The 17,030-nt window shown below is 69.0% G+C and carries 14 protein-coding genes; 4 read left to right on the top strand and 10 right to left on the bottom strand.

Annotation, left to right across the window (positions count from 1 at the left end):
- Positions 1 to 15: 15 nt before the first annotated feature.
- The 3 genes from der to JAN5088_RS02880 are packed head-to-tail and all read right to left on the bottom strand — an operon-like array spanning position 16 to position 3,542.
- Entirely contained in the window at positions 16 to 1,479 is a 1,464-nt protein-coding gene (gene der / locus JAN5088_RS02890) for a ribosome biogenesis GTPase Der (RefSeq protein ID WP_055681310.1), read from the bottom strand.
- A gap of 48 nt (positions 1,480 to 1,527) precedes the next feature.
- Positions 1,528 to 2,844 carry an outer membrane protein assembly factor BamB family protein gene (locus tag JAN5088_RS02885; protein WP_233489700.1) on the bottom strand — a complete coding sequence of 439 codons (1,317 nt, stop codon included), beginning with the start codon at positions 2,842 to 2,844 and terminating at the stop codon, positions 1,528 to 1,530.
- A 38-nt stretch (positions 2,845 to 2,882) separates the two neighbouring features.
- Entirely contained in the window at positions 2,883 to 3,542 is a 660-nt protein-coding gene (locus JAN5088_RS02880) for a tetratricopeptide repeat protein (protein WP_055681308.1), read from the bottom strand.
- Positions 3,543 to 3,774: 232 nt separating this feature from the next.
- Here JAN5088_RS02880 and JAN5088_RS02875 point away from each other — a divergent pair, with 232 nt between their 5' ends.
- The 3 genes from JAN5088_RS02875 to JAN5088_RS02865 all read left to right on the top strand — a co-directional run bounded on the left by JAN5088_RS02875 (position 3,775) and on the right by JAN5088_RS02865 (position 9,574).
- The gene (locus JAN5088_RS02875; RefSeq protein ID WP_055681307.1) at positions 3,775 to 5,052 is read left to right on the top strand and encodes an efflux RND transporter periplasmic adaptor subunit; all 1,278 of its coding nucleotides are present in this window, start codon (positions 3,775 to 3,777) and stop codon (positions 5,050 to 5,052) included.
- Entirely contained in the window at positions 5,049 to 8,741 is a 3,693-nt protein-coding gene (locus tag JAN5088_RS02870) for an efflux RND transporter permease subunit (protein WP_055681306.1), read from the top strand. Before JAN5088_RS02875 ends, JAN5088_RS02870 begins: the two co-directional genes overlap by 4 nt.
- Before the next feature lie 446 nt (positions 8,742 to 9,187).
- Entirely contained in the window at positions 9,188 to 9,574 is a 387-nt protein-coding gene (locus JAN5088_RS02865) for a TfoX/Sxy family protein (protein WP_055681305.1), read from the top strand.
- On the opposite strand, the gene JAN5088_RS02860 is transcribed toward JAN5088_RS02865, so the two are convergent.
- The 7 genes from JAN5088_RS02860 to JAN5088_RS02830 all read right to left on the bottom strand — a co-directional run bounded on the left by JAN5088_RS02860 (position 9,555) and on the right by JAN5088_RS02830 (position 15,491).
- A complete protein-coding gene (locus JAN5088_RS02860; RefSeq protein ID WP_055681304.1) occupies positions 9,555 to 9,950 on the bottom strand; it encodes a hypothetical protein in 396 nt (131 codons plus the stop codon). The two genes, JAN5088_RS02865 and JAN5088_RS02860, sit on opposite strands and share 20 nt — an antisense overlap.
- A gap of 82 nt (positions 9,951 to 10,032) precedes the next feature.
- Positions 10,033 to 10,662: a uracil phosphoribosyltransferase gene (gene upp / locus JAN5088_RS02855; protein ID WP_055681303.1), complete on the bottom strand. Its 630-nt coding sequence runs from the start codon at positions 10,660 to 10,662 to the stop codon at positions 10,033 to 10,035.
- A complete protein-coding gene (locus JAN5088_RS02850) occupies positions 10,663 to 11,631 on the bottom strand; it encodes an adenosine deaminase (RefSeq protein ID WP_143114838.1) in 969 nt (322 codons plus the stop codon). It lies immediately after the preceding gene.
- Positions 11,628 to 12,803, bottom strand: coding sequence for a phosphopentomutase (locus JAN5088_RS02845; RefSeq protein WP_055681301.1), 1,176 nt, complete (start codon positions 12,801 to 12,803; stop codon positions 11,628 to 11,630). Before JAN5088_RS02845 ends, JAN5088_RS02850 begins: the two co-directional genes overlap by 4 nt.
- Positions 12,800 to 14,116, bottom strand: coding sequence for a thymidine phosphorylase (locus JAN5088_RS02840; RefSeq protein WP_055681300.1), 1,317 nt, complete (start codon positions 14,114 to 14,116; stop codon positions 12,800 to 12,802). The genes JAN5088_RS02845 and JAN5088_RS02840 overlap by 4 nt, the downstream gene beginning before the upstream one ends.
- Positions 14,113 to 14,502, bottom strand: coding sequence for a cytidine deaminase (locus JAN5088_RS02835; RefSeq protein WP_055681299.1), 390 nt, complete (start codon positions 14,500 to 14,502; stop codon positions 14,113 to 14,115). The genes JAN5088_RS02840 and JAN5088_RS02835 overlap by 4 nt, the downstream gene beginning before the upstream one ends.
- A 74-nt stretch (positions 14,503 to 14,576) precedes the next feature.
- Positions 14,577 to 15,491 (bottom strand): MBL fold metallo-hydrolase, encoded by a 915-nt coding sequence (locus tag JAN5088_RS02830; RefSeq protein WP_143114842.1) that lies wholly within the window; start codon positions 15,489 to 15,491, stop codon positions 14,577 to 14,579.
- Between the two features lie 116 nt (positions 15,492 to 15,607).
- On the opposite strand from JAN5088_RS02830, the gene gltX reads away from it, so the two are divergent.
- Complete coding sequence (gltX, locus tag JAN5088_RS02825; protein WP_055681298.1) at positions 15,608 to 16,939, top strand: glutamate--tRNA ligase; 1,332 nt, start codon at positions 15,608 to 15,610, stop codon at positions 16,937 to 16,939.
- Positions 16,940 to 17,030 lie beyond the last annotated feature (91 nt).

Genomic DNA, 17,030 nt, shown 5'->3' with positions numbered 1-17,030 from the left:
GTCGCGACCGTCCGGTCAATCCGCGCGCCTTCCGTGGGTATGTTTCCGCAGGCGCGACGGCTCGGCCCGCTTGCGACCCTTGTAGGGGTTCTGGTCCCCCTGCCCGCGCAGATGCAGGCGGATCGGCGTGCCGGGCATGTCGAAATCGATGCGCAACCCGTTGACCAGATACCGCGAATAGCTTTCGGGAATCAGGTCGGGGTGCGAACACATCACCACGAACCCAGGCGGTCGCGTCTTGACCTGCGTCATGTAGCGCATCTTGATCCGCTTGCCCTGCGGTGCGGGGGGCGGGTGCTGCTCCAGCATCCCCGTCAGCCAGCGGTTCAGCCCCGCCGTCGGAACCCGACGGTTCCAGGTCGCGTGGGCCTTCAGGATGGCGGCATGCAGGCGGTCGAGCCCGCGACCCGTCTTGGCCGACACGGTAACGAGCGGCGCGCCGCGCAGTTGCGGCAGCAACCGCTCGAACGCTTCCTGCAGGGCGGCGAGCTTCTCCTGTCGGTGTTCCTCCAGATCCCACTTGTTGACCGCGACGACCACGGCGCGGCCTTCGCGCTCGGCCAGGTCCGCGATCCGCAGGTCCTGCGTCTCGAAGGGAATGTCCGCATCGAGCAGGACGACCACGACCTCGGCGAACTTCACCGCGCGCAATCCGTCGCTGACCGACAGCTTCTCCAGCTTCTCGACCACCTTGGCACGTTTCCGCATCCCCGCGGTGTCGAACAGGCGCGTCGGCACCCCGTCCCAGTCGAAGTTGAGCGAAATGGAATCCCGTGTGATCCCGGCTTCAGGCCCGGTCAGCAGACGCTCCTCCCCGATGATGCGGTTGATGAGGGTGGATTTGCCCGCGTTCGGGCGGCCGACCACGGCGATCTTCAGGGGCCGGCGGGTCGTGGGGGCCCAGTCGGCCTCCTCGCCCGTATCGTCCGCGTCGATGGCGACGTCGGTGTCGGCCTCCTCCTCCGCCGCCTCGGCTCGCGCGCCGGCGGCGTCGATCAGGGGGCGCAGCATCCCGGCCAGTTCCGCCATCCCCTCGCCGTGTTCCGCCGACAGGGCCAGCGGTTCCCCCAGCCCCAGGCTGTAGGCGTCGAGCAGGCCCGACTCGGCTGCGCGCCCCTCGGCCTTGTTGGCGGCGAGGAACACCGGGTTGCCCTTCTTGCGAAGGATCTCGGCAAAGACGCGATCGGTCGCGGTGACGCCCTCGCGCGCGTCGATGACGAACAGGGCCGCGTCGGCCATGTCGACGGCGCGTTCGGTCAGCCGGCGCATCCGTCCCTGAAGGCTGTCGTCGGTCGCATCCTCCAGCCCTGCGGTGTCGATTACCGTGAACTTCAGGTCGCCCAGACGGGCCGCTCCCTCGCGCAGGTCGCGCGTGACGCCGGGCTGGTCGTCGACCAGCGCCAGCCGCTTGCCGACCAGACGGTTGAACAATGTGGACTTGCCCACGTTGGGTCGTCCGACGATGGCGAGGGTGAACATTGGCGCAGCCTTTGGAAACCTAGAACGCGGCCCTAGCGCATGCGCCGTCTAACGGAAAGCGTGAAGCGTGCCGGACCGCCCGACCACATAGAGCGCGTCGCCGAAGACGATGGGCCGGGATGCGGCGCCCGACGGCACCTCGACGCTGGCCGACAGGGCACCGGTCACGGGGTCGAACCCGCGGAGCACCCCATCCGACGACGCCACCCACAGCCGGTTGCCCGCCAGCACGGGGCCGAAATGGGCATAGATCCCCTGCCGCCGTTTCAGCCGCGTGTTGCGATAGAACGGAAGGTCGGACCGCCAGATTACCTCGCCCGTTTCGGCATCGAGCCGCAGAAGCTGCGCCCGGTCCGACACCGCAAAGACCGATCCGCCCGCGACGACCAGCGGCGAGACGGCACCCTCGTTCGCGGTCCAGAGGCGGTCGCCCGACGACGCCGACAGCGCCACCATCCGCCCGGCCGAGGTTCCGGCGAAGACCTTGCCGCTCGCCACGACCGGATCGCCGGTGATGTCGCCCACCTCGTTGTAGGCCACACCGCGACGCTTGCCCGAGACCGAGGTGCCCCAGACACGCGTGCCCGACTGCCGCAGGGCCGCGACGATCTCGCCCGATCCGAAGGGAAAGATCACCGCGCGGTCGGTGACGGCCGGGGCCGGGGCCGTGGCCATGACGGCGGCGGCCGGCGCGGCGGGCAGCTCCCATCGGATGCGCCCGGTCGCAGCGTCGAGCGCGAAGGCCCGGTTATCGCGGCTGACGAGGTAGACCGTGCCGCCCGCGACCTTGGGCGTCGTGATGGCGGCATCGACCCGCTGCACCCAACGCTCGCCCCCCGTGGCGGCATCCAGCGCGTGCAGGCGGCCGTAGCCCGTCGAGATGTAGACCGTGCCGCCGACCGCGGCGACGCCGCCGCCCGACACCTCGCCTGCGCCCTCCGTCGGGGGGACAAGGCTGCGCGACCAGAGGACGGCGCCGTTCAGGCCCACGGCGGTCACGGTCGCGCGGGCGTCGAGGGTGTAGATGCGGCTGCCGTCCGAAACCGGATCGGCGGTGATGCGATGGCGTCGGCTGTCGCCCGCGCCGACATTCGCCGACCAGACCAGACGAGGCGCGGGGGACAGCGTCGCATGGGCCGGATCGTTGGCCGCATTGCCGACGCGCATCGGCCAGTCGCCCAGACGGCGCGGCGCCGCCAGCGCCAGCGACGGGACCGACCCCGTGGTCGTCGCCGCCGCGATGACACCCACGCCATCGCCAGCGCGCACCGGAATACGTTCACCGGGGAGAACGACGTCCTTTTCGGCGCAACCGGCGAGCACAAGGCCCGCACCCAGAAGAATGCCCGCGAATGGTCTCATCATCCCGCCCCCGTCCATGGCTTTCGTCCCCGCGCCCGGCTTCACGCCGGTTCGGGCGAGGCGCCAAGCGCCACAATCAACTGCACGGCGCGTCGGCGCAAGGCTTCCGTCGCCTCGGCGTCCTGGGTCAGGACGCGCAGCAGCGTCAGCGCAGTCGCCTCGTCGCCCGCGTCGAGGGCGGCGAGCGCCTGCATCTCCACCGCCATCGTGCGGAACGGCGCGCCCGGAGCGGCCAGCTCCTCCAGCACGGCCCCGTCACGCGCCGCATCGCCCGTGCCGCCGTTCAGCATGACCTTGGCCAACGCCAGGTGGCGATAGATCGCCGGCACGTCCGGTGTGTCGGCAAGCGTCATGAGGTCGTCCCGCGCCGCCTCCGCGGCGCCGTCCTCGCCGTTCAGATCGGCAGTGGCCCGAAGCAGCGACAGGATGGCGAACTGGCCCCCGTCCGCCGGTTCGATCGCGGCCAGCGTGGCCCGGCGCGCGGCGATGTCATCAGCCGACAGCGCGACCAGCACGGCATCCCCGAAGGCCTGTGCCGACGCGGCACGGCGGGCGTTCTGCCATTCGGTCCAGGCCGCCCCGCCGACCAGCAGCAGGACGAGCACGACCGCAACCCAGCCCCAGCGGCGCATCATCGCATAGAGACGGTCGCGGCGGACCTCCTCTGTCACCTCGTCGATGAAGCTCTCCGGGTTGGACATATGCGCCCTCCTGCCTGACGTCGGCGCTTCCTAGCGCGTCGGCCCGCAGGCGCCAAGCGGCAAAGGCGCCGATCCGCCAATCGATCGTTGCCCGGAGAACCGCCCGGATGCAAGAAGACGGCGCTGCAGCCTTGTCGTCATGCCTCGGGATGCATAAAACTGAACCAATCGGTTCACTCTTTCGTAATACTCGACAGTCCTTATACCGCAACGATCCGCTGAAAGGCCCGACATGCGCTTCTTCCCCGTGCTGACCGCCGCATTGGTCTGCGTCGCGCTGTTCTTCGTGGTGCTTCAGCGCGACGCCCTGCTCGGATTCGCGCGAAGCGTGACCGGCGGTCCGGAGGACGAGGCGCCCGCCACGGCACCGGAGAGTGCGAGCGTGCCCGTGGCCATCGCCACGAGCGAGGCCGCGGGCGAGGTGCCGGTGAACGTCGTGGCGCTGCGATCCAAGGCGCGCGAGGTGCCGGACGCCGTGCTGGTGCGCGGGCAGTCGGCGGCCGCTCGGCAGGTGTCGGTACTGGCCGAGATCTCCGGCAGCGTCATTTCGGAGCCGATCCGCAAGGGCGCGTTCGTCGAGCAGGGCGACGTCCTGTGCGAGATCGACCCCGGCACCAGCAAGGCCCTGCTGGCCGAGGCAGAGGCCCGGCTGGCCGAAGCCCGTGCCCGCGTGCCGGAGACCCAGGCCCGCATCGTCGAGGCGCAGGCCCGGCTGGAGGAAGCGCGGCTGAACCAGACCGCGGCGGAACGTCTGGGCGACCGGGGATTCGCCTCGACCAACAGCGTGGCGACGGCGGATGCGGCGCTCAGCGCGGCGCGCGCCTCGGTCACGGCGGCGGAAACCGGGCTGGAAACCACGCAGGCGGGCATCCAGGCGGCCGAGGCACAGGTGGCCCGTGCGCGCCTCGACATCGAAAGGCTGACGATGAAGGCCCCCTTCTCCGGCGTGCTGGAGACGGACACCGCCGAATTGGGCACCTACCTTCAGGCCGGGGCGCCGGGGGGCAACGAATGTGCGACCATCGTGCAACTCGACCCGATCAAGCTGGTGGGCTTTCTTCCGGAGACACAAGTCGATCGCGTCTCGACCGGCGCAGAGGCCGCCGCGCGCCTCGCCTCCGGGCAGGAAGTGCGCGGTCAGGTCACCTTCCTCAGCCGCTCCGCCGACGACCTGACGCGGACCTTCCGGGTCGAGGTGACGGTGCCGAACCTCGACCTTGCCATCCGCGACGGCCAGACCGTCGAAATCGTCATCAGCACGCCCGCGACCACCGCCCATCTGATCCCCGCCTCAGCCCTGACCCTCGATGACGAGGGGCGGCTGGGCGTGCGGACCGTGCAGGACGGACGCGCCGGCTTCGTGCCGGTGACGCTGGTGCGCGACACGGTCGACGGCGTGCTCCTGTCCGGCCTGCCCGAGACGGCGGACGTCATCACCGTGGGCCAGGAATACGTGACCGACGGCGTGCCGGTGCAGGCCAGCTTCACCCCGCCGGGGGCGTCCGAATGACCGGCATCATCGACTGGGCGGCCGGCCGTGCCCGCATGGTCATGGCCTTTATCCTGCTGTCGCTGGTGGCCGGCATCGCGGCCTATGTCTCGCTGCCCAAGGAGGGCGAGCCCGACATCGACATCCCCGGCATCTTCGTGTCGGTCCCCTTCCCGGGCATCTCGGCCAGCGATTCCGAAAAGCTGCTGGTCAAGCCGATGGAGACCCGCCTGAAGGAGCTCGACGGCCTGAAGGAGATGACCGCCACGGCTGCCGAGAACTACGCCGGGCTGTTCCTCGAGTTCGAGTTCGGCTGGGACAAGTCCGCCACAATCGCCGACGTCCGCGACAAGATGGGTCAGGCGGAGGCGGAGTTTCCCGACGGGGCCGAGCAATACACCATCAACGAGATCAACTTCAGCGAATTTCCCATCCTGATCGTCTCGCTCTCGGGCTCCGCGCCCGAGCGCACGCTGCTGCGGCTCGCGGGCGACCTGCAGGACCGGCTGGAGGGAATGCCCCCGATCCTGGAAGCGGGCCTCGCCGGGCACCGCGACGAGATGCTCGAAGTGCTGATCGACCCCTTGGCGCTGGAGGCCTACAACGTCACGGCGGGCGAGTTGTCCGCCGTCGTCACCCAGAACAACCTGCTGGTCGCCACCGGCGCGGTCGAGACGGCGACCGGCGCCTTTCCCGTCAAGATCCCCGGCAGTTTCGAAACCCCCGCCGACGTCTACGCCCTGCCCGTCAAGACAGACGGCGACCGCGTCGTGACGCTGGGCGACCTTGCCCGCATCAACCTGACGTTCGAGGATCGCACCGGCACGGCCCGATACAACGGCGACACCACGGTCGCGCTGCAGGTGGTCAAGCGCAAGGGTTTCAACATCATCGAAACCGCAGAGCAGGTCCGCGACGAGATCGAAGCCGAGACCGCCACCTGGCCGGAGGAGTTGCGGCAAGCGGTGGACGTGACCGTCGCGCTGGACCAGTCGCGCACGGTGCAGTCGATGGTGTCGCAACTCGAAGGATCGGTGCTGACGGCCATCGCGTTGGTGATGGTCGTCGTTCTGGCCACGCTGGGCACGCGGTCGGCGCTGCTCGTGGGGTTCTCGATCCCTACTTCGTTCCTTCTGTCCTTCGCGATCATGGCGGTCGCGGGCATCACCATCTCGAACATCGTGATGTTCGGTCTCATCCTCGCGGTCGGCATGCTGGTCGACGGGGCCATCGTCGTGGTCGAATACGCCGACAAGCGCATCCGCGAAGGCTCCGGCCCCATGGCCGCCTATACGGAGGCCGCGAAACGCATGTTCTGGCCCGTGGTCTCCTCCACGGCCACGACGCTCTGCGCCTTCCTGCCCATGCTGTTCTGGCCGGGCATCCCGGGCGAATTCATGGGCAACCTGCCCGTGACGCTGATCTTCGTGCTCTCGGCCTCCCTGGTCGTCGCGTTGATCTATCTGCCGGTGCTGGGCGGCGTGGCGGGGCGGATCTCGCGGATGCTCGACCGGACGGCGGGCTGGCTTCGCGGCACGCTACCCTGGGGCGTCCGCTCGGCGCTGGCGCTCGGGGCGGCGGCGCTGATGGTCCTGTCGATCCTGCAGGTGCTGAACCCCGCGTTCCTTCTGCCGCCCGACGTGCGCTTCGCATCCGGGCTCGGTGCGGTGCTGTTCGTGCTGTCGGCGGGGCTTCTGTCGGCCACGCTTGGCTCGATCACGCGGTTGCGCCAGCCGAAAAAGGTGCGGTCCGGCTATCGTCGCACCTTGTTCGGCCGGGCAATCCACCTGATCGTGGGCAACCCGATCGGCCCGGTCGTCGCGGTGTTGGTGGTGGGGTTCACCGTGGTTTCGGTCTTCACCTACTTCCAGACGCACAACAGGGGTGTCGAGTTCTTCGTCGAATCCGAGCTGGAGCAGGCCAACATCTTCGTCCGCGCCCGCGGCAACCTGTCCCTTCCCGAGAAGGACGCCCTGCTGGCGCAAGCCGAACGCATCGTGCTCGAGACGCCCGGCATTCAGTCTGCCTTCGCCTTCGCGGGCGAAGGCGGGTTGTCGTCGGCAGGGCCCGGTGCCGCCGGCGCTCCCGGCGACACCATCGGCCAGATCCAGATCGAGATGGTGCCTTGGGAAGATCGTCCCACGGTGTCGGCGCCGCTGTTCAGCCTGTTCGGACTGACAGTGGACAAGTCGGTGGTCGATCCGGCCTTCGACGGCGACGTCATCGCAGCAGACGTTTTGGCGCGGCTGCGGCAGATACCGGGAATCAAGGTCGACCTCTCGGCGCAGGATCGCGGTCCCTCGCAGGGCAAGCCGGTGCAACTGCGCCTCAAGGGCGACGATTGGGAAGAGCTGCGCCAGGCTACGGCCGCCATGGCCGACCGCTTCGCCGCGACGCCCGGCCTCATCGACGTGGAGGAGACGCTGCCCTTGCCCGGCATCGACTGGGAGATCGACGTCGACGTCGAAAAGGCGGGCCGGTTCGGTGCCGACGTGGCAACCGTGGGCGGCATGGTCCAGATGGTCACGCGGGGCATCCTGCTCGACACGATGCGCGTCGAGACTTCCGACGACGAGATCGAGATCCGCATTCGCCTGCCCGAGAACGACCGTGTTCTCTCCACCCTCGACAGCCTCAAGGTCCGCACCACCGACGGGCTCGTCCCGCTGGCCAATTTCATCACCCGTCGGCCCGTACCGCAACTGGCGCAGATCGACCGCGTCGACGGCAAGCGGTTCTTCGACGTGAAGGCCGATGTCGCATCGGGCCTTGTCAAGCTGGTCGATACGGAAGGTCGAACGGTCGACATAGTGTCCGCGGCGGAAGCCGAGGGACGCGGATTGACCGCAGTGCCCGTGACCGCCAACGAACGCATCGAGACGCTGACGGCCGCGCTGGCGGAGGGCGACATCCTGCCCGACAGTGTGACCTGGGAATGGACCGGTGATCAGGAGGAACAGGCCGAGAGTCAGGCGTTCCTTGGCCAGGCCTTCGTCGGCGCGCTCGGCCTGATGTTCGTGATCCTGCTGGCGCAGTTCAATTCGGTCTACAATTCCGTGCTGGTCCTGCTCGCGGTCGTCCTCTCGACCACGGGGGTCCTGATCGGGATGATCGTGATGGGTCAGCCCTTCTCGATCATCATGACCGGCACGGGGATCGTGGCGCTGGCCGGCATCGTGGTGAACAACAACATCGTGCTGATCGACACCTATCAGGAGTACGCGCAGTACATGCCCCGGCTGGAAGCGATCACCCGCACCGCCGAGGACCGCATCCGTCCCGTCCTGCTGACGACGCTGACGACGATGGCGGGGCTGGCACCGATGATGTTCGGGCTGTCCCTCGACTTCATCGGGGGCGGCTATTCCATTGGTTCGCCCACCGCGCTCTGGTGGATTCAGCTCGCCACCGCCGTCGTCTGGGGCCTGGGGGTGGCGACCGTCCTGACGCTGGTGTTCACGCCGGCGATGCTTGCTGGTCGCGTCTGGCTCGCGGTTTACGCAAAGGCCCTCGCGCGACTTCTGGAACGGGTCGGCATGGGGCACGGCAGCCGTGCGGCGGCGGATTGGGCGGTGCGCCACGAGGCGGCACAGATCCGCCTGCCCGTTCTTTTGTGGGAAGATGAGACCGCTCACCCGCAAGCCTACGACGCTGAGCCGAGCCCCCTGTCTTTCGGGCCGCCCCGACCGCCGATGCGCGCTGCGGAGTGAACCGGCGCGCCGGCAACAGCGGTCGTGCCGTTTTCCGCCGGACGGCCTGACGGGCGCGCGGCTGAAATCCGCTCCGACACCGTTTCTGCAGCTGCACGATTGACCATGCTGCGGCGCAGCTTAAGTTTGACGTATCGGACGGCAGGGCCCCCCTTCCCTGGTCCTGCCGGCCGGTCAACTACCGCGGCCTCGCTCTCTCCTCCTCCCTAGGGCGAGGTCGCACTTTCGCCACACTTCCGCCTCACCAGCTTCATTGTTTCGGGATCATTTACAGTATCTCTCCCCTTCGCCGGATTCGCCCGATGATTCGCCAGACTCCCACGCAATCGCCCCGTCCCGCTCCGATCGCCGATCAGCATGTGCCTCGACCCTTCCCGGTCCGGTTCACGGATTGGGCGTCGATCTGAGGCTGGACGGTCAGGCCATTCCGCGACCTTGATGTCGGGATGGATCACGGCCCGATATCTAGCCTTCGCAACCTCGGCCCCGCGATGGAGGCGGCCTTTGCCCGCGTCGGTATCGACACGGTCGCGGACCTGCGCGATCTGGGAACGGTTGAGGCCTATGACCGTCTATCGCGATCGGGCGTCCGGCCGCATTTCATCGCATTCTACGTCATCGAGATGGCGTTGCAGGGCCGCCCGTGGAACGACTGCAAGGGCGATGAAAAGGCCGACCTCCGCCGACGCTTCGACGCCCTCAAGTCGCGCGCGACCGATCCTGATCGCGATGACTTCGAGGCGATGATGGACGCGATCGGGGTGATCGCGTCCGGACATGGCAACTGGCTGCCCCGCCACGCCTCATGCGCGATCAGCGCGCGACGTAAATGACGGGACGCAACCGTCGGGGCACCGTCGTCGTCCAGATGCCTTGGGTCTGAAAGTCGCCTTTCAGCGTCCGCGGTCCGCGGTACGGATTCATGCGATCGTCGTTCCAGGCCTCACGAAACCCCGGCGGCGGTGTGGAGCGAGACAGCGTCGTCCCTATGGCCGGCACGACCACCCCGCGCCGGAGCGCATCACCCGCGATGATCCGCGCATCCCTCCGGTTGGGGCTTGGTGTCGACGGATCGACATGGATCGTCTCGACCGGCAACGGCACGATCACGATGCGCGCGGGCTTCCGCGTATCCGCCTGGGCTGCCCCCGCCGTCACGAGCATCGCCCCGATCGTCAGGCCGAATTTCAGTTGTTGCCATATCGCCATGACATCCTCCAGAACCTTCGCCCCCGCGGACACCCTGCCCGCGCCTTCCCCTCAAGTAAAGCGCGCGACCCTGCGGACCAGCCTATTTGGTCCCGAACATCCGATCCCCTGCGTCGCCCAAGCCCGGCACGATGTATCCCTTGTCGTCCAATCGGTCGTCCAGGGCCGCGGTGACGATGCGGACGTCGGGATGCGCCTCCTTCATGCGCGCGACGCCTTCGGGCGCGGCAAGCAGGCACAGGAAAATCACGTCGGTCGCCCCGCTCCCCTTGAGCAGGTCGATGGCCGCGGCGGATGAATTGCCCGTGGCCAGCATCGGGTCGACCGCGATCACCAGCCGCTGGTCCAAACAGTCGGGCACCTTGTAGTAATATTGCACCGGCTTCAGCGTCGCCTCGTCGCGGTAGAGGCCGATAAACCCCACGCGGGCCGAGGGAACCAGTTCCAGGATACCGTCGAGCAGCCCGTTCCCCGCCCGCAGGATCGAGACGAGCGCCAGCTTGCGCCCGTCGAGCACCGGCGCGTCCATCGCCTCCACCGGCGTCTCGATCCTGCGCGTCGTCATCGGCAGGTTCCGCGTGACCTCATAGGCAAGAAGCTGGCTGATTTCCCGCAGAAGCTGCCGGAAGACGGCAGTCGAGGTCTCCTTCTCGCGCATCAGCGTCAGCTTGTGCTGCACCAGAGGGTGCGTGACGACGGTCAGATGGTCCATTCAGGCCTCCAGTCGGGCAAGCAGATCGGCGCGGGTGGCATCGTCGCAGAAGGCGGCCTCGGCGGCGGTGCGGTTGATCTGGCGGAACGCTTCCCCGTCCCAGCCGAAGGTCCGCTCCAGCGCTTCGTATTCCTCGCGCATGGTGGTGTGGAAGAACGGCGGATCGTCGGTCGAGACGGTGACCTTGACGCCCCTCTCTCTTAGCTTTTCAATGGGATGCGCGGCGATGTTCGCGTAGACGCCGAGCGCCACGTTCGACCCCGGACAGACCTCCAGCACAATGCCGTCCTCCGCCAGCCGGTCGATCAGGGCCTCGTCCTCCACCGCGCGGACGCCGTGGCCGATGCGGCTGACGCCCAGGTCGTCGAGCGCGGAGCGCACCGACTCCGGCCCTCCGAACTCACCCGCGTGCGCCGTCAGGCCCAGCCCAGCCTCGCGTGCGCAGTCGTAGGCCCAGACGAAATCGCCGGGCGCGAACAGCCCCTCGTTGCCGCCGATGCCGAAGCCCGTGATGAAATCGCCGGCGGTCTCGGCAGCGCAGCGCGCCGTTTCCCGTGCCTTGTCGGGGCCGAAGTGGCGGATGCAGGTGACGATGCCGCGCATCTCGATACCCGGCACGGCCCCGGCCGCTTCCTGCATCGCGTGCATGTATTCGCGCCAGGCCGTCAGGTCGCGGCCGCCGCAGAAGTCGGGGCTCAGGAACGCCTCGGTATAGATCACGCCCTGTTCGACCGAATGTTCCAGCACGGCGCGGGTCAGGCGCGCGTAGTCTTCGGGTGTTTTCAGGACTTCGGTCGCGCGCTCGTAGACTTGAAGGAAGCCTTCGAAGTCCTTGTAATCATATGATCCGGCCTCGTTGAAGACACCATCCAGACGCATCTTCTTCTCGTCGGCCAGACGACCGACGAATTCGGGCGGGGCGGCGCCTTCCAGGTGCAGGTGCAGTTCGATCTTGGGGTCGAATGTCACAGAAAGCTCCTTCCCGGGCCGACGGTGGGCACGCCCAGATGGGCGCAAACGCTGGCCGCTACGTCCGCGAAGGCGACCTGCCCCGCCTCGCCGCTCGCACCTGCCACCAGCACGGGCACCCGTTCGCGGGTGTGGTCGCTGCCGCGCCAGGTCGGATCGTTTCCATGGTCGGCGGTAAAGATGACGATGTCGCCGTCGCGCGTCGCCTCCAGGATCGGCGAAAGGCAGCCGTCGAACCATTCCAGATGCGCGGCATAGCCTTCGGGGTCGCGGCGATGGCCGTAGAGGCTGTCGAACTCGACGAAGTTGGCGAAGGTCAGGCTGCCGTCGGGCATGTCGCGGACGGCCTGTTCCAGATGGCGCATCAGCGCGGCGTCGGGGCCCTTGGCCACGGTGTCGATGCCGCGCATCGAGAAGATGTCGCCGATCTTGCCGATCGCATGGACCTGCCGCCCGGCCCCCTGCACCGCGTCGCAGAGCGTGGGCGCGGGCGGGACCATGGCGAAGTCGCGACGGTTCGGCGTCCGCTCCCACGGGCCTTCGCCGATGAAGGGGCGCGCGATCACGCGGCCGACGCGCATCTCGTGCAGCGTGGGGGCCAGCGCCTCGCAGAGGTCGAGCAGGCGCTGAAGACCGAAGTGTTCCTCATGCGCAGCGATCTGCAACACGCTGTCCACCGAAGTGTAGCAGATGGGCCAGCCGGTGCGGATATGCGCCTCCGCTTCCTCCTCGATGATGAGGGTGCCGGAGGCATGGCGATTGCCCAGGATGCCCGCCGTCCCCGCCGTCTCGCGGATCAGGGCGACGAGTTCGGGGGGGAAGCAGGGATCGGTGTCGGGAAAATAGGTCCATTCGAACGGCACCGGCAGGCCCGCCAGTTCCCAGTGGCCCGAAGGCGTGTCCTTGCCCCGGCTCACCTCGGTCGCGGCCCCCCAGAGGCCAGTGGGCACGGCATCAAGGCCCGGAGCGTCATCGCCCGAGGCCAGCCGTATCGCCGCGCCAAGCCCCAGCCCGTCGAGGTTGGACAGGCGCAGCGGCCCCTCCGCCCGGTGCGCGGCGCAATGGGCGGCGATATGGGCCAGCGTGTTCGCGCCCTCGTCTCCGAACTCGGCGGCATCGGGGGCACCGCCGCAGCCCACGGAATCGAGGACGACAAGGAAGGCACGGGTCATCGGATCGTCTCCTGCACAAGGGGGGGCGGGGTCACGGCGCCGCCTTCCATGACGATGGCGCGGGCCACGCGGGCGGCGGCCTCCTCGGCCGCGTCGGTGTCGGCGGCATGGACGCGGGCCAGCGCCTGCCCCTCGGTCACGACGGCGCCGATCTGGGCGATGTGACTGATGCCCACGGTCACGTCGATGCGGTCGTCCTCGCGCCGGCGGCCGCCGCCCAGATCGACGACGATCTCGCCCAGCGCGCGCGCGTCGATGCGGCCGACGACGCCTGGATGGTCGGCGCGCAGCTCGGCCACCACGGGTGCCGCGGGCAGGCGGTCGCGCCAACGGTCGGGAAAATCCGACGGACCGCCCTGTGCGGCGACCATGCGGCCGAACACCTCCGCCGCGGCACCCGAGGTCAGCGCTGCCCCGATCTTGTCGGCACCTTCGCGTGCGTCGGCGACAAGTCCTCCCAAGGCCAGCGCCTCTCCGCCCAGGGCGCGGGTCAGGGCGATCAGGCGGCTGGACCGGCGGGTGCCGGGTTCGGTCAGCGCCTCCATCGCGGCAATGACCTCGAGCGCGTTGCCGGCCGAGGTGGCGGCGGGCTGCGACATGTCGGTCAGGATGGCCGAGGTCATCACCCCGTTCGCCTGCCCCGTCTCGACCAGCGCGCGCGCCAGGGCGCGGGCGGCGTCTGGGTCGGCCATAAAGGCGCCTGACCCGGTCTTGACGTCGAGGACCAGCGCCTCCAACCCCTCGGCCAGCTTCTTCGACAGGATCGAGGCGACGATCAGGTCCAGGCTCTCGACCGTTCCCGTCACGTCCCGCACGGCGTACAGGCGCCGGTCCGCCGGGGCGATGTCGGCCGTCGCCCCCACGATGGCGCAGCCGACGCGGCGTACGAGGTCCTGCAATTCGTCCGTCTGCATCTCGGTGCGGAAACCGGGGATGGACGACAGCTTGTCGAGCGTTCCGCCGGTGTGCCCCAGCCCGCGCCCCGAGATCATCGGCACGAAGGCCCCGCAGACCGCCAGCGCCGGGGCCAGCACAAGCGACACGCAATCGCCCACGCCCCCGGTGGAATGCTTGTCGATCACCGGGCCGGGCAGGTCCCATTCCAGCACCTCGCCCCCGTCGCGCATCGCCCGCGTCAGCGCGGCCCGCCCCCGGGCGCCCAGGGGCACGCGGCAGACGCCCATGGCGAAGGCCCCCGCCTGCGCGTCCGACATGGAGCCGTCTGCCAGCGCCTCGGCCACGGCCAGGAGGTCGCCGGAAGACGGGCGGTTTCCGCGGCGCAGGTCGGCCAGGATGTCGCGGATGCCGGTCAAGCCATGAACCCCGCGTCGAAGGCACCCGGCAGCATCGCCGCGATGGTGGTTCGTCGTTCCGCCCCGTCCACGGTGGCGAGCGTCACGGGAACGTCGCCCGCACCGAACTCGGCCAGCTTCTGGCGACATCCGCCGCAGCAGGGCACGGGCTCCGGCGACCCGGCGACGACATAGACCTCGGCCAGCGTCGTGTCGCCCGCCGCGACCATGGCGGCGATGGCCCCCGCCTCGGCGCAGGTGCCTTCGGGATAGGCCACGTTTTCCACGTTGCAGCCGCGATAGACCGCCCCCGACGCCGTCCGGACGGCCGCGCCCACCTTGAACCCCGAATAGGGGGCGTAGGCATTCTCGCGCACGGAAAGCGCGGCTCGGCGCAGGTCGGTCATCGCGGGGCTCTCCGGGCAGAAATCGTTCCCCCCGTGCTATGCCCCGCGATGGCCCCGATGCAAGCCCGCTGCCGTCAGAGCATCATCTGATAGCTTTCGGGAACCCAGTGGAACCCGTCGCCCCGCGTCTCGACATAGCCGATGGCCGGAAACGGCATGTGATAGCCGATCATCGGCATCCGCTCCTCGGCCAGCATCCCCAGGACGCGGCGGCGCGTCTCGGCGGCGGCGGCCTTGTCCATGTCGAACTTCACCTCCCAGTCCGGGTGGGCCAGCGACCAGACGTAGTGGTTCGTCATGTCCGCCGTCAGCATCAGCGACCGGTCGCCCGACGACAGGCGGTACATCATGTGCCCCGGCGTGTGCCCGAAGGCGGCCTGCGCCGTCACGCCTGACACCACGTCGTCGCCGTCGGACAGAAAGGTCATCCGGTCGGCCAAGGGGCGCACGTTCGTCTCGAACCCCTCGCTCTCCATCGCGGCCCAGGCGTCGTATTCGGTCTGCCCGGTGACATAGGAGGCATTGGCGAAGGTGGGCGTACCGTCGGTCATCAGACCGCCGATATGGTCGCCGTGCATGTGGGTGAGGACGACGGTGTCCACCTGATCGGTGGAATGGCCGGCCTGTTCGATCACACGGGCGATGTCGGCGCCGGTCTGGCCGGTGTCGAACAGGATCAGGCTGTCGCCGGTGTTGACCAGCGTGGGCGTGAAGAAGAACTGGCTGACGTCGTCGGGGATGAAGGCGTCGCGGGACACCTGCGCGAAGGTCTCGGCATCGACGTCCATGCCGAAGATTTCCTGCGGGGGCGTCGGGTTGGTCAGGGTGTTGGCCAGCAGGACCGTCACCTGAAGGTCGCCCAGGTCGAAGCGCCGGACGGTCGGATGCGAGGGGTCGAGGCGGGGGGCCTCCGCCCGCGCCGGCAGGGCGGCGGCGAACGGCAGGGCGGCGGCGGAGCCGAGGGCGGCGCGGCGGGTCAATCGGATCATCGGGCGTCCTCCTTGGGGTTGCGATCCGGCGAAGGTAGCGCATCCGCGCGGCCCCGCCACTGGACACGCCCCCGCCCGAGGTGGCACATCGCGCCAACCCCGAAGGAGCTTTCCAGATGCCCGACACGCAGACCGTCACCCGTTTCGCCCCTTCGCCCACCGGCTTCCTGCATGTGGGCAACATGCGGGCCGCCCTGATGAACTGGGTGATCGCGCGCAAGGCGGGGGGCACCTTCATCCTGCGGCTGGACGACACCGACCCCGAACGCTCGCGCGAGGAATATGCCGACGCCATCCGCGAGGATCTGGAATGGCTTGGCCTCACCTGGGACCGGGAGGAGCGGCAGTCGCAGCGCCTCGACCGCTATGCCGCCGCCGCCGACACCATGCGCGACAGCGGCCGCCTGTACGAAGCCTTCGAGACGCCGACGGAACTGGACCTGAAGCGCAAGAAGCAGCTTAACATGGGCAAGCCGCCGGTCTACGATCGCGCCGCCCTGTCGCTGTCGGACGGGGAACGGGCGGCCCTGCGCGCCGAGCGCGACGGGCACTGGCGCTTCCTGCTGGACCGGGAGCGGATCGAATGGACCGACGGCATCCTCGGGCCGCTCTCCATCGACGCGGCCTCGCTCAGCGATCCGGTGCTGATCCGGGGCGACGGACAGGTCCTCTATACGCTGGCCTCGGTCATCGACGACACCGAGATGGGGGTGACGCATGTGGTGCGCGGGTCGGACCACGTCACCAATACCGCCACGCAGATCCAGATCATCGAAGCCCTGGGCGGCACCGCGCCGCAGTTCGCGCATCACTCCCTCCTGACCGGCCCGCAGGGCGAGGGGCTGTCGAAGCGTCTGGGCACCCTGTCCCTGCGCGACCTGCGCGCGGCGGGGGTGGAGCCGATGGCCCTGCTGTCGCTGATGGCGCGCCTCGGGTCGTCGCAGCCGGTGGAGCTTCGCACCTCGCTCGACGAGATCGTGGAGGGGTTCGAGATCGGGCAGTTCGGCGCCGCGCCGACCAAGTTCGACGAGAATGACCTGAAGCCGCTGACGGCGCACCACCTGCAATCTCTGCCCCTTCCGGCGGTCGAGGACGACATCGCCGCGCTCGGCGTGCCGGAGGACGAGCGGGAGCGGTTCTGGACGGTGGTGCGCGAGAACATCGCCACCCGTGCCGAGATGGCGGACTGGTGGGCCTTGATGACCGAAGGCGCCCGCCCCGACATTCCCGAGGACGACCGCCCCTTCGTCGCGGAGGCGCTGTCGCTGCTGCCCGACGCCCCCTGGACCGCGCAGAGCTGGGACGACTGGACCGCTGCTGCAAAGGCCGCATCGGGGCGCAAGGGCGCGGCGCTGTTCAAGCCACTGCGCCTTGCCTTGACGGGCCGGACGACGGGGCCCGCGATGGGCGGCCTGATGCCGCTCCTGCGCCGCAAGCCGTCCCTGTGACCGTGCGCGCCCCTCGCGCGTCGTCACGGGGGCGTGACGCGGTTGCGACCGGCCTTGTTGCGGCCGTGCCGGGGGGCCACTCTGGTATCGA

It is taken from the genome of Jannaschia rubra, assembly GCF_001403735.1.
In the GTDB taxonomy this organism is placed as follows: domain Bacteria; phylum Pseudomonadota; class Alphaproteobacteria; order Rhodobacterales; family Rhodobacteraceae; genus Jannaschia; species Jannaschia rubra.
This window is presented reverse-complemented; position numbering and strand designations above follow the sequence as displayed.